Consider the following 12,426-nt stretch of genomic DNA (forward strand, 5'->3'; position numbering starts at 1 on the left):
GTTCAAGCAAAACACGATGCGATGACTTTACCCATTGTCACTGAGATTATCGTGTCTCACTTGAGGGGTGCAGTCCACCCGCGCATTTCAGTTCCCAAAGCAAGACGCCGCCCGGCAAGGGGCGGCGCCGAACCTCATGTGGGATGTTCGAGCTATGTCGGGTCGGCTATTCCTGGCTATTCCTTCCGCTCCGAGGTCCAGCCCTTGTACTCGCCGACATTGTCGCGCGTGATCAGCTTGGAGGGCAGCAGCTCGACGGTCGAGGCGGGCTTCTGGCCGTTGAGCAGGCCGACGCCGATCTGCACGGCGCGGCGCGCCATGAAGAACGGATCCTGCGAGGCCGAGGCCTGGATCTGCTGCGAGGCCGGATCCTTCAGCGCGGCTTCGATGTCGGGCGCGCCGTCGACCGCGGTGATGACGATGCCGGTGCGCCCCTGCTGACGCGCGGCGAGATCGGTGCCGATCGCCTGCGGATCGTTGATGGCGAAGATCGCGTCGATCTTGGGGAAGCGCGTCAGATAGCCCTGCGTCACCGTGAGGCCGCCCTCGCGCGAACCCTTGCCGTCCTGGTCGCTCGACAGCACCTTGATGCCAGGAGCCTTGGCGAACACGCTCTTGCAGCCGTTGACGCGGTCGATCACGGCCGACACCTGCGGTCCGTTCTCGATGATGACGTCGCCCTTGCCGCCGAGCTTGTCGACGATGTACTGGCACGAGATCTCGCCGGCCTGCACGTTGTTGGTGGTCACGGTGGCGTCGGCGCCCTCGGCCGCGGTGTCGACCGCGACGACGATGATGCCGGCGGCCTGCGCCTTCTTGATCGCAGGACCCACCGCCTTCGGATCACCCGGATTGAGCAGGATCATGTCGACGCCCGCGGCGATGAAGTTGTCGATCTGGGTGACCTGCTTGCCGAGATCGTATTCGAAGCCGACCGCGGTGATCTTGACGTTCGGGTTGGTCTTCTTGGCCTCGAACTCCGCGCCCTTCGACAACGCGACGAAGAACGGATTGCCGAGCGAGCCCAGTGAGACGCCGATCGATTTCAGCTCCTTGGCCGACGACGGCGCGGAGCTCATCACGAGCGCAAGCGCGGCACCGGCAAACAAAACCGACTTCAACATTGGTTTCCTCCCTGGCCCTTCCTGTTCGTCTACGCACGGCGGACCAGTGGCCGTGGAAGAATGCGTTGCGGCGGGCCCCGGTGGAGCCCGCCATGTCGTCTCAGGTGCGGGCCGAGCCCTGCAGCCGGTAGCGGTCGAGCGCGACGGCGCCGATGATCACGAGGCCCTTGATGACGTATTGCCAGATGTCGGACACGCCGACCAGGATGAGCCCGTTCGACAACACCGCGATGATGAGCGCGCCGACCAAGGTGCCCCAGATCGAGCCGATGCCGCCGACGAACGACGTGCCGCCGAGAATGACCGCGGTGATGGCGTCGAGCTCGTAGGACTGGCCGAGCTGCAGGCCGTTCGCCGCATAGAGCCGCGCCGCCTGCATGCCGCCGCCGAGGCCGGCGAGCAGGCCGGACATGCCGTAGACGAAGATCAGCACCGCCCAGACCTTGATGCCGGCGAGCCGCGCCGCGCTCTCATTGCCGCCGACGGCATAGATGTGCACGCCGAGCACGGTCCGGCGCAGGATCAGCCAGGAGCCGAGGATCACGAGCAACGCGATCACCGACAGCCAGGGGATCGAGACGACGCCCGGAATGATCGTCAGCGAGGCGTTGCCGATGAAGGCATAGGGAATGGACGGGTTGAACACGGTGGTGTCGCCACCCATCAGGCGGGCGAGACCGCGCACCGCGGTGAGCGATCCGAGGGTCACGATGAAGGGCGGCAGCCGCAACAGCGCGATCAGCGCGCCGTTGACGACACCGAAGGCAAGGCCGGTCAGTACCGCGGCCGGCAGCCACAGCGCGCCGAGATCGGGCATCTTGGACAGTGTCAGCCCGGCCATCGCCGCGGCGGCCAGGATCGAGCCGACCGAGAGATCGATGCCGCCGGTCAGGATGACAAAGGTCATCCCGGCGGCGAGCACGGTGTTGACCGCGGCCTGCTGCAGCACGATGCCGAGATTCTGTCCGGTGAAGAAGCGTCCCTCCGACAGCAGGTGGAAGCCGACGCAAAGGATGAGCAGCACCGGCAGCATGCCGGCGGCGCGGATCATCAGCCGCAGCCGCTGCTGCTTGTTGTCCGACGCGGACGGCAGGCCGGATGAAGGCGCGGTCTTGGCTTGCGACGAACTGTTGTCAGGCATCGACGTGCTCCGTCCCGGTGGCCAGCGCCATGATGTCTTCCTGGGTGATGGGTGATGTCGTGCTCTGCTGCAGCTCGCCGGCCAGGTGCCCTTCGCGCATCACCAGCACGCGGTCGCAGATGCCGAGGATCTCCGGCAAATCGGACGAGATCACCAGGATCGCGGTGCCCGACTTGGCGAGATTGTCGATGATCGAATAGATCTCGGACTTGGCGCCGACGTCGACGCCGCGCGTCGGCTCGTCCAGGATCAGGACCTTCGGCGCGGTCGCAAGCAGGCGCGACAGCAGCACCTTCTGCTGATTGCCGCCCGACAGCCCGCCGACGGTGACGCCGGGATTGGGGGCGCGGATGCCGAGCGCGGCGAATGCTTCGTCGGCGCGCGTCTTCGCCTTGTCGCGATCGAGAATGCCGCCGAGCTTCGCGTCGCGTCCGATCACGGCGAGGTTGATGTTGTCGGCGCAGGACATGTCGAGAAACAGGCCCAGCGCCTTCCGGTCCTCGGTCAGATAGGCGATCCCGGCATCGAGCGCATCGCGCGGCGTGTCGATGCTGACTTTCTCGCCGTCGAGCTCGATGTGTCCGGTCGTCTTCGGCGCGGCGCCGATGATGAGATGCGCGAGCTCGGTGCGTCCGGCGCCGATCAGCCCGGCGAGGCCGACGACCTCGCCGGCATGCACGGTCAGCGAGCAGTTCTTGACGCGATGGCCGTCGCCGAGGTCGACGGCGCTGAGCACCGCGCGATCACGCTTGGCGTGTGGGTCGTGGTCCTTCTTGTAGAACGACGACACGTCGCGGCCGACCATCATGCGGACGATGCTGTCGGCGCGGATCTCCGGCTTGTCGAGCGAGCCGACCAGCCGGCCGTCGCGCAGCACGGTGACGCGGTCGCCGAGCGCATAGACCTCGTCCATGCGATGTGAGATGTAGATGATGGCGAGCCCCTCGGCGCGCAGCTGGCGGATCAGCGCGAACAGCTTCTCGCTCTCGCCGGCTGACAGGGAGGTCGTCGGCTCGTCCATGATCAGGATCTTGGATCGTGCATGCAGCGCGCGGGCAATCTCCACCAGCTGGCGTTGGCCCATCGACAACTCGGCCACCAAGGTGGAGGCGGTGAAATCGGCGCCGAGCCGGTCCAGGATCGGTCCAGCGCCCTCGCGCATGGTGCTGCGCGCGAGCAGGCCGCTCTGCGACAGCTCGCGCCCGAGATAGATGTTTTCGCCGACCGTCAGGTTCGGCGCCAGCGACAACTCCTGGTAGATGATCGAAATGCCGGCGTTGCGGCCGCCCATCGGCCCTTCGATGCGCACCGGCCGGCCCTCGATGCGGATCTCGCCGCCGGGATCGGGGCGATAGGCGCCGGAGAGAATCTTCATCAGCGTGGATTTGCCGGCACCGTTTTCGCCCATCAGCGCATGGACTTCGCCGGCATAGACGGTGAGGTCGACCTTGTGCAGGGCCTTGATGGTGAAGAATGACTTCGACACCCCTCGCATCTCGAGGATCGGACCGCTCATCGTGCCTCCCAATGCACGTCGTCTTGTCGTCCGCGGCTCGTTGATCGCTGGCGCGGGGAAGCCATTAAACTAGAGGCTGTTGCCGAATACAATACGAAACAGACGCCGCTGCAACACGTCGCCGCGACGATGGCCGTGCGGAGCTGCGGTTAGCTCGGCCGGCGATAGAGCTGTCGCCAGCGCGACCGCCGCTCGGCATAGGCTGCCGACAGCGCGACGTCAGGAGCGAAGGTCCGCACGCGCGCCGGCGGCGTGCAGACCGCGCCGATCTCCTCGCCGGTAATGGCAAGACGTGCCAGACGCGCCGCGCCGAAGGCGGCGCCGGTCTCGCCCTCGGCCAGCCGATGAACGGGAATGCCGAGGACATCAGCCAGGATCGCCAGCCAGAGGTCGGAGCGCGATCCGCCGCCGATCGCATCCGCTTCGGCAATCACGAGGCCGGTTTCCCTCAGCGCGTCGCGGCAGTCGGCCAGCGCGAAGGCAACGCCCTCGAGCACCGCCTGGACGATGACGCTGCGATCTGTCGCATGGCTCAGGCCGTCGAGCAGGCCGCGGGCATGGGGATCGTCATGCGGCGTCCGCTCGCCCGCGAGATAGGGCAGGAAGCTGACCGGCGACGGCGCGGCGGGCCGTGCGCCCAGCGGGGCAAGCAGCTCCGTTTCGCTCGCGCCAAGCAGCCGCGCGACCCAGGCGAGGCATGAGGCCGCCGACAGCATCGCGCCGGCCTGCAGCCACATCGCAGGGACGGCATGACAGAAGGTGTGAACGACGCGCTCGGGATTGGCCGTGACGGCGTCGACCGGCGTGATCACGGCGCCGGACGTGCCGAGCGTGATGAAAGTGGCGCCCGGCCTGACAGCGCCGATGCCGACGGCACCAGCCGGGTTGTCGCCGGCGCCGCCCGCGAAGGCCGGACGCTTCGTCATGCCCCAGCGTTCCGCGAGGTCGCTGCGCAACCGGCCCGCCGGCGCGCAGCCTTCGACGAGGCGCGGCATCTGCGCACGCGTCAGGCCGGTGGCGGCGAGGCCCTCGTCCGACCAGTCGCGCCCGACGACATCGAGCCAGAGCGAGCCGGACGCATCGGACATGTCCTCGATCACATCGCCCGTCAGCACCAGCCGGATATAGGCCTTTGGCAGCAGAACCAGCCGCGTGGCCGCGAAGATCTCGGGCTCGTGCGCCGCGATCCACATCAGCTTCGGCGCGGCAAAACCAGGCATCGCCTTGTTGCCGGTGATCGTGCGCAAGGCGGGCCAGCGCTGCTCCAGCGCGACGCATTCCCGCTCCGACCGCCCGTCGTTCCAGAGAATGCAGGGCCGCAATGGTTTCATCGCGGCATCGAGCAGCACCGGGCCATGCATCTGGCCCGACAGGCCGATGGCGTCCACCGCCGCCAACGCGCCGGGATGATCGGCCTTGAGCGCATCGAGCGTGGCGAACACCGCGGCGATCCAGGCGGCGGGGTCCTGCTCGGCCCAGCCGGGTCGCGGCACGTCCATCGTCAAGGCGTGGCTGCTGCTCGCAACGACGCGCTGCGCATCATCGACGATGATCGTCTTGACCGCGGATGTTCCAAGATCGATGCCGAGATACATGACGTCTCACGCGTGCGTGCGCAGTGACGGATAGGGAGTGGAGCGATACCAGACTCCTGATAGCCTTGTCATCCGAACGCGAGTCATCGTAGCGCGAGCGAGGCGAGCTCATTTTCAGGGAGTCGAGACATGGAGCCATCTGACCAACCAGCCGAACGGGCGTCGCGCCTGGTCGGGCACTACGCGCTGGTGACCGGTGCGGCCCAAGGCATCGGCCGCGCGATCGCGGTGCGCTTTGCCGAGGAGGGCGCGCATGTCGCGATCAATTTCGGCGGTCCGTCGCCATCGGGCGATGAGACCCTGGCGCTGGTGCACGCGGCCTCCGCCGCGCATGGTCACGGCGCGCGCGATCATTTCGCCGTGAAGGCCGACATCGGCGTCGAGGCCGAGATCGCCGAGATGTTCGAGACCGTGCTGACGCGCTGGCCCCGGCTCGACTGCCTGGTCAACAATGCCGGCTTCCAGCGGGAATCGCCGAGCGAGGCGCTCGACGTCGACGCCTATCGCAATATCCTCGATGTCAATCTCAACGGCGCGGTGCTGTGCGCGCGTCATGCGCTGGCGCATTTCGTCGCGCGCGGCGGCGGCAACATCATCAATACGTCGAGCGTGCACCAGATCATTCCGAAGCCCGGCTATCTCGCTTATTCGATCAGCAAGAGCGCGATGGCGGGCCTCACCCGGACCCTCGCGCTCGAATTCGCCGGCCGCGGCATCCGCGTCAATTCGGTCGGGCCCGGCGCGGTCGACGCGCCGATCAACGCCGCCTGGACCGATGACCCCGCCAAGCGCGCGGCGGTCGAGTCCCACATTCCGATGGGGCGGGTGGCGAGCCCGGAAGAGATCGCCGGCGTGTTCGCCTTTCTCGCCTCAGCCGAGGCGAGCTACATCACCGGACAGACGATCTATGCCTGCGGCGGCATCACGCTATTCGGCGAGTTCCGCGACAATTGGGCGAGCTGATCCGACGCGCTGTGTCGCTCTGGCGCGTCATGCGCTGGCATCATTCGCATTTTCAGGGTTGCGGTGAGCATCTCTTAAGCATCCGCGGCGCATGGCAGCCCTTCGCGGGTGCAGCGAGATTTCGTTAAGGCGTGGGTACGAGAGTGCGCGCAATTGCCGAAACGGAATTGCGATGCATCGATTGGACCCGGACATTCGTCGCGACCTCGCGCACCTGCTGTACAGCTCGATGCCGCTGGTCGGGACGATCGCGGTCGCGGCCGTCGTGATCGGCAGCGTGATGGCCTGGGTGGCGCACGATCCGGGCTACGCCGCGATCACGGTGGCGCTGCTGGTGATCGGCGCGCTGCGCGTGATCAAGCTGCGGATGTTCGCCGCGCGCTTCGATCGGCTCGATCACGACGCCATCATTCGCTGGGAACGCCTCTACGGCCTCGGCGCCGCCGCCTTCGGTCTGGCCATCGGTGCGCTGTCGGCCCGCGCGTTCCAGATCGGCGACGGGCCCGGGATCTGGATGTGCTTCGGCCTGTCGATGGCGTTCTGTGTCGGCATCGTGTCGCGCGTCAGCCCGTGGATCGTCATGACCTCGTCGGCGGTGCTGCTGATCCCGACCGTCATCGCCTGCCTGATGCAGCCCGAGCCGGTCTACCGGATGGGCGCCGGCATGGTCGTGCTGTTCTGGATCACGCTGCGCGGGACGTCCTATCGGCTGACGGCCGCCTTCACCGAGCGGATCATGGCCGAGCAGGCGCTGGCGCGGCAGGCGTTGCGCGATTTCCTCACCGGCCTGCCGAACCGGGCTGCATTCATCGCCGCGCTCGGCCGGTGCGATCGTCCCGTGGCGATCATTGCGGTCGATCTCGACGGCTTCAAGCTCGTCAATGACCGGTTCGGCCATCAGGCCGGCGACGAGCTGTTGTGCCAGGTCGGCGCACGCCTGCAGGATTGCCTCGGCGAAGCCGGGCTGGCGGCGCGGTTCGGCGGTGACGAGTTCATGCTGCTGCTGCCCGCAGCCGGACGTGACGCCGCGCTCGCGCTCGCGCAAGCCGCGGTGACGGCGCTGTCGCGTCCCTTCACGCTGGCTGGAACGCGCGTGCAGATCGGCGCCAGCGCCGGCGTTCTGGTCGCGGGGGATCGGCGGGCGGACACGGAAGCGCTGCTCGACCGGGTCGATCGCGCGCTCTATGCCGCCAAGCGCGCCGGCGGCCAGCGATGGTGCTGGGCCGACGAGCACATGGCCGTTGCCGTCGCATGCACGGCGAGCAGCGAGGCCCCGACGCTGGCGCTCGCGGATGAGCAGCATGCCTGATCGTCTGATGCGGACGTTGGCAAGGTCGCACCGCGGCCGCTAATGTGGCCGGCAGAAGCCGACGAACGGCGCATGATGTCAGGAGGAGCGGCCGATGCGAAGCATCAGGATCGGCGCCGGCGCGGGCTATTCCGGCGACCGGATCGAGCCCGCGGTGGAGCTCGCGGCGAAGGGCGGCCTGGACTATCTCGTGTTCGAATGCCTTGCGGAGCGCACGATCGCGCTGGCGCAGCAGGCGCGCATGAAGGATCCGGCCGCCGGCTATGATCCGCTGCTGGCCGCGCGCATGCAGGCGGTGCTGCCGATCTGCCGCGCCAACAAGGTCCGTATCGTCACCAACATGGGCGCCGCCAATCCGGTCGCCGCGGCCGAAGCCACCCGCGCCATCGCGCGCCAGCTTGGATTGACGGGGCTGAAGATCGCGGCCGTGACCGGCGACGATGTTCTGGAGCCGTTGAAGACAGCGGATGTCGTGCTCGACACCGGCGACACGATCCATGCCCTCGGCAATCGCGTCGTCTCCGCCAACGCCTATGTCGGCGCGGGCGCGATCGCGGAGGCGCTCGCGGGCGGAGCCGATGTCGTGATCACCGGGCGCGCCGCCGATCCGGCGCTGTTCCTCGGCCCCCTGATTCATGAGTTCGGCTGGGCTTTGGACGATTGGGACCGGCTCGGGCAGGGCACCGTCGTCGGTCATCTGCTCGAATGCGCCGGCCAGATCACCGGCGGCTATTTCGCCGATCCCGGACTCAAGGACGTTCCCGATCTCGCCCGGCTCGGCTTTCCGATCGGTGAGGTGCGCGAGGATGGCGAACTGATCGTGACCAAGGTCGCAGGCTCCGGCGGCTGCGTCACGCCGGGAACGGTGAAGGAGCAGTTGCTCTATGAGATCCACGATCCCGCGCAATATTTCCAGCCCGACGTCGTGGCGGATTTCTCGCAGGTGACCGTCGAGGAGCTCGGTGCGGACCGGGTCAGGGTGGTCGGCGGCCGCGGCCGGCCGAAGACGGGACTGCTGAAGACCTCGGTCGGCTATCTCGACTCCTATGTCGGCGAGGGGCAGATCTCCTATGCCGGCCCTGGCGCGGTCGCGCGCGGCCGCCTCGCGCTCGATATCGTCCGCGAGCGTCTCGCGCTCACCGGCGTGGCCGTGAGCGAGCTGCGCTGCGACCTGATCGGGCTGAATGCGCTGCATGGCGACGAGCGCGCAGAGGGTGCCGAGCCCCATGAGGTGCGCATTCGTGTCGCCGGGCGGACCGAGACGATGGCGGAGGCGATCCGCATCGGCAACGAGGTCGAGACGCTCTACACCAATGGCCCGGCCGGCGGCGGCGGCGCCTGGAAATCGGCGCGCGAGGTGATCGCCGTGGCCTCCTGTCTCGTGGCCGAGGATGCGCCGCAGCTCTGCGTCGGCACGCTGGTGGCCTGAGTTTTCGAGGGCTTCACGGATCGCTCGCGGCAGCGCAAGCTGGCCGTCATGATTGCGATGCCAGAGAACAGCGGGAATTCAGTCCATGTATGACGTCATTGTGGTCGGCGGCGGCTCCGCGGGCGCGGCCGTGGCTGCACGCCTGTCGGAAGACTCCCGGACGCGGGTCCTGCTGCTCGAGGCCGGCGCCGACTGGCGGGCGGACGAGGCGCCGTGGGAGATCGTGACGCCGAACCCGATTCCGATCATCCATGATCGCGCCTTCCAGGAGACATGGCAGTGGCCGCAGCTGATGTCCCGCCGCGTCGCCGGGCAGGACATGCGCTTCTACTGGCGCGGCAAGGGGCTGGGAGGCAGCTCGATGATGAACGGCCAGATCGCGATCCGCGGCGTGGCCGATGCGTTCGACGAATGGGCGGCCAATGGCTGCACGGGATGGTCGGCCAAGGACATCATGCCGCTGTTCGCGATGATCGAGGACGATCTCGCGCTCGGTGATCGCGAGGGCCACGGCCGCGGCGGGCCGCTTCCGGTCTACCGCGCACCGCCTGACACATGGGGGCCGATCGACCGCGGCCTGCGCGATGCCGCGCTGGCGAGCGGTTATCCCTGGTGCGACGATCTCAACGGGCCTGACGGCGAGGGCGTCGCCTGCTATCCGATCAACAGCCGCAATGGCCGGCGCATCTCCACCAACGAGGCCTATCTGGAGCCGGCGCGCGGCCGTTCGAACCTCGAGATCCGCGGGCGGGCGCTGGTCGAGCGGCTGCTGATCAGCGACGGCAGGACGACCGGCGTGCGCGTCCATGTCGAGGGTGAAGGCGTGAAGGACATCGCGGCGCGCGAGGTCGTGCTGTGCGCCGGCGCCATCCATAGTCCGGCGATCCTGCTGCGCTCGGGCATCGGCCCCGCGGCGGATCTTCAGGCGCTCGGCATCGCCGTGCTGCGCGATCTTCCCGTGGGACGGCACTTCTTCGATCATCCGCTGTTCCGCACCACCATTCAATTGCGCGACGCGCTGCGTCCGACCGATCGCGACACCCGCCACACCAATTGCTGCGTCACCTACTCGTCGGGCCTCGCCGGCGGCGGCAAGCGCGACATGATCCTGATCGCGTTCAATCATCGCGGCATCGGTGTGCCCGGCGCGATCGGCGCCGGCCTGTTCAACGCCTTCTCGCGCGGTACGCTCAAGCTCGCCTCGACCGATCCGCGCGTGGATCCGATCGTCGAGGAGAACATGCTGGCCGATCCGCGCGACATCGCGCGGATGCGCGATGCGGTGAAGCGGCTGGCGCCGATCACGGTGCAGCCGGCGCTGCGCGACATCGCCGACAGGATTCGCCTCGGCGATACAGAATTCACGCTGCCGCAGGCGGCTGCGCTGCCCGACGCCGAGCTCGATGCGCTGCTGCGGCAGGTCACCGGCGACATCCAGCATGCCGCGGGCAGCTGCCGCATGAGCGGCTTCGACGACGCCGATGGCGTGGTCGATCCGGATGGCCGCGTGAAGGGCATCGCCGGCGTGCGCGTCGCCGATGCCTCGATCATGCCGTCGGACTGCCGCGCCAACACGCATTTCACCACCGTCGTGATCGGCGAGGCGATCGCGCGGATGATGCGAGAGCGCCTGTAGAGCTCACGCGATGGCGAAGCGCAGCCCGGCGCGGGCGCGTCCGCCGGAGATCGCGATCGGCGTGCCGTCGGCGCGCCAGCACGCGGCACCCGTCAGCGTGCCGTCGTCGCCGAACGCGATCGCGTTCATGCCGCCGGCCACGACCGGCTCGCGCCTGATCTCGTGGCCGCGCGCAGCGAGCTCGTGCGCCACATGGTCGGGGAAGGCCGGCTCCAGCTCGAGCTCGCCGCCCTGCGTCCACAGCCGCGGCGCCTCGACCGCCTCCTGCAGCGACATGCCGTGGTCGATCAGGTTGACCAGCGCCTGGAAGGCCGAAGGAAAGATGCGCAAGCCCCCGGGCAGGCCGAGCGCATAGCGCAAGCGGCCGTCGCGCAGCGCCATCATCGGCGCCATCGAGGTGAAGACGCGCTTGCCCGGCTGGATCGACAGCGCGCGGCCCGGATGCGGATCGAAATTGTACATGTAGTTGTTGGCGGTCATGCCGGTGCCCGGGATCTGTACGCAGGCGCCGAACAGGCCGTTGATGGTCTGGGTCGCCGCGACGACGTTGCCCGCGGCATCGGCGACCGTGACATGGGTGGTGTTGGCGGACTCCGTCGGCGCAAGCCCAGGACCGAAGCTCCGTGCCCGGCGCATGTCGATCTCTGCCCGCCGCTCGGCGGCATAGGTCTTGGATGTCAGCCGCGCGACCGGCACGTCGACGAATGCAGGATCGGCGGTGGCGACCGCCCGATCGGCGAAGGCGATCTTCAGCGCTTCGGCGAGCAGATGGGCGCCGTCGGCCGAGCCGAAGCCGAGCCCGCCGACGTCGAAGCCCTCGAGGATGTTCAGCATCTGCACGATGTGCACGCCGCCGGACGAGGGCGGCGGGGGGCCGATGATCTCATGGCCGCGATAGAGCCCGCGGATCGGCGCGCGCTCGATCACCGCGTAGGCGGCGAGGTCGGCCGCATCGATCAGGCCGCCACTTTGGGCCATGTAGTTGGCCAGCGCGATCCCGAGCGGACCGCCATAGAGAGCGTCCGGACCATGCTCCGCGATCAGCCGCAGCGAGCGGGCATAGTCGGTCTGGATCACGCGGGCGCCGGGCCTGACCGGCGTGCCGTCCGGCAGGAACAGCGCGGCGAGATGCGGATCGCGCGCGAGGTCGTCCGCGACCAGCCGCACGCAATCGTTGAGATAGGGACTGGCGACGAAGCCGTGCTCGGCGAGCCGGATCGCCGGCGCCATCACCTCGGCCAGCGGCAGCCGGCCGAAGCGCGCCAGGGCCTCGCACCATCCCTTCAGCGCACCGGGCACGGCGACCGCGAGCGCGCCTGCGACATTGCGGCGGCCGCGCGTCTCACGCGCCAGCGCGATCTCGTCGGAGACCGGATCATACATTCCTGGCGTGGCGCGCCGCGGCGCGGTGCTCAATCCGTCGAGCACGATGTGCCGTCCATCCGCAAGGCGGATGTGCGACAGGCCGCCGCCGAGAATGCCGACCATCATCGGCTCGACCACCGTCAGCGCGAACAGTGCGGCGACCGCGGCATCGATCGCGTTGCCGTCGCGCATCAGCATCTCGGCGCCGGCGCTGGAGGCGAGCGGATGGTTGGTGACGACCATCCCGCGCGCGCCGGTCGCCGGCTGCTTCTCGCAGGTGAAGTCGGCGATGCGCCGTGTGGGCGAATCCATTCGGGTCTCCTCTGTCGAACGGCGGATGCCGAGAGG

At 68.3% G+C, this 12,426-nt stretch carries 9 protein-coding genes; 4 read left to right on the forward strand and 5 right to left on the reverse strand.

The window, feature by feature from the left end; genetic code table 11:
* Nucleotides 1-176 precede the first annotated feature (176 nt).
* From ACQR2C_RS31925 to xylB, 4 genes are all read right to left on the reverse strand, one after another.
* Nucleotides 177-1,124: an ABC transporter substrate-binding protein gene (locus ACQR2C_RS31925; RefSeq protein WP_316177367.1), complete on the reverse strand. Its 948-nt coding sequence runs from the start codon at nucleotides 1,122-1,124 to the stop codon at nucleotides 177-179.
* A 100-nt stretch (nucleotides 1,125-1,224) separates the two neighbouring features.
* Nucleotides 1,225-2,265 (reverse strand): ABC transporter permease subunit, encoded by a 1,041-nt coding sequence (locus ACQR2C_RS31930; protein ID WP_315804813.1) that lies wholly within the window; start codon nucleotides 2,263-2,265, stop codon nucleotides 1,225-1,227.
* Nucleotides 2,258-3,781 (reverse strand): sugar ABC transporter ATP-binding protein, encoded by a 1,524-nt coding sequence (locus tag ACQR2C_RS31935; RefSeq protein WP_434882918.1) that lies wholly within the window; start codon nucleotides 3,779-3,781, stop codon nucleotides 2,258-2,260. The genes ACQR2C_RS31930 and ACQR2C_RS31935 overlap by 8 nt, the downstream gene beginning before the upstream one ends.
* Before the next feature lie 149 nt (nucleotides 3,782-3,930).
* Nucleotides 3,931-5,376, reverse strand: coding sequence for a xylulokinase (xylB, locus tag ACQR2C_RS31940; RefSeq protein ID WP_434882919.1), 1,446 nt, complete (start codon nucleotides 5,374-5,376; stop codon nucleotides 3,931-3,933).
* Between the two features lie 129 nt (nucleotides 5,377-5,505).
* On the opposite strand from xylB, the gene ACQR2C_RS31945 reads away from it, so the two are divergent.
* The 4 genes from ACQR2C_RS31945 to ACQR2C_RS31960 all read left to right on the forward strand — a co-directional run bounded on the left by ACQR2C_RS31945 (nucleotide 5,506) and on the right by ACQR2C_RS31960 (nucleotide 10,713).
* Nucleotides 5,506-6,339 (forward strand): SDR family oxidoreductase, encoded by an 834-nt coding sequence (locus ACQR2C_RS31945; protein WP_434882920.1) that lies wholly within the window; start codon nucleotides 5,506-5,508, stop codon nucleotides 6,337-6,339.
* Nucleotides 6,340-6,511: 172 nt separating this feature from the next.
* Nucleotides 6,512-7,648, forward strand: coding sequence for a diguanylate cyclase domain-containing protein (locus ACQR2C_RS31950; RefSeq protein ID WP_434882921.1), 1,137 nt, complete (start codon nucleotides 6,512-6,514; stop codon nucleotides 7,646-7,648).
* Nucleotides 7,649-7,742: 94 nt separating this feature from the next.
* The gene (locus ACQR2C_RS31955) at nucleotides 7,743-9,077 is read left to right on the forward strand and encodes an acyclic terpene utilization AtuA family protein (RefSeq protein WP_434882922.1); all 1,335 of its coding nucleotides are present in this window, start codon (nucleotides 7,743-7,745) and stop codon (nucleotides 9,075-9,077) included.
* A gap of 85 nt (nucleotides 9,078-9,162) precedes the next feature.
* On the forward strand, nucleotides 9,163-10,713 hold the full coding sequence (locus ACQR2C_RS31960; protein ID WP_434882923.1) for a GMC family oxidoreductase: 1,551 nt from the start codon (nucleotides 9,163-9,165) through the stop codon (nucleotides 10,711-10,713).
* Nucleotides 10,714-10,716: 3 nt separating this feature from the next.
* Here the strand turns inward: ACQR2C_RS31960 and ggt are convergent, their stop codons facing one another.
* The gene (gene ggt, locus ACQR2C_RS31965) at nucleotides 10,717-12,390 is read right to left on the reverse strand and encodes a gamma-glutamyltransferase (protein WP_434882924.1); all 1,674 of its coding nucleotides are present in this window, start codon (nucleotides 12,388-12,390) and stop codon (nucleotides 10,717-10,719) included.
* Nucleotides 12,391-12,426: the final 36 nt, after the last annotated feature.

The organism is Bradyrhizobium sp. HKCCYLRH3061 (assembly GCF_051168015.1).
Lineage (GTDB): Bacteria > Pseudomonadota > Alphaproteobacteria > Rhizobiales > Xanthobacteraceae > Bradyrhizobium.

Excerpts from the sequence above, each read along its gene's own strand:
- ACQR2C_RS31960 (WP_434882923.1), top strand. The coding sequence starts at position 9,163 with ATGTATGACGTCATTGTGGTCGGCGGCGGCTCCGCGGGCGCGGCCGTG.
- ACQR2C_RS31955 (WP_434882922.1), top strand. The coding sequence starts at position 7,743 with ATGCGAAGCATCAGGATCGGCGCCGGCGCGGGCTATTCCGGCGACCGG.
- ggt (WP_434882924.1), bottom strand. The coding sequence starts at position 12,390 with ATGGATTCGCCCACACGGCGCATCGCCGACTTCACCTGCGAGAAGCAG.
- ACQR2C_RS31945 (WP_434882920.1), top strand. The coding sequence starts at position 5,506 with ATGGAGCCATCTGACCAACCAGCCGAACGGGCGTCGCGCCTGGTCGGG.
- ACQR2C_RS31935 (WP_434882918.1), bottom strand. The coding sequence starts at position 3,781 with ATGAGCGGTCCGATCCTCGAGATGCGAGGGGTGTCGAAGTCATTCTTC.
- ACQR2C_RS31925 (WP_316177367.1), bottom strand. The coding sequence starts at position 1,124 with ATGTTGAAGTCGGTTTTGTTTGCCGGTGCCGCGCTTGCGCTCGTGATG.
- ACQR2C_RS31930 (WP_315804813.1), bottom strand. The coding sequence starts at position 2,265 with ATGCCTGACAACAGTTCGTCGCAAGCCAAGACCGCGCCTTCATCCGGC.
- ACQR2C_RS31950 (WP_434882921.1), top strand. The coding sequence starts at position 6,512 with ATGCATCGATTGGACCCGGACATTCGTCGCGACCTCGCGCACCTGCTG.
- xylB (WP_434882919.1), bottom strand. The coding sequence starts at position 5,376 with ATGTATCTCGGCATCGATCTTGGAACATCCGCGGTCAAGACGATCATC.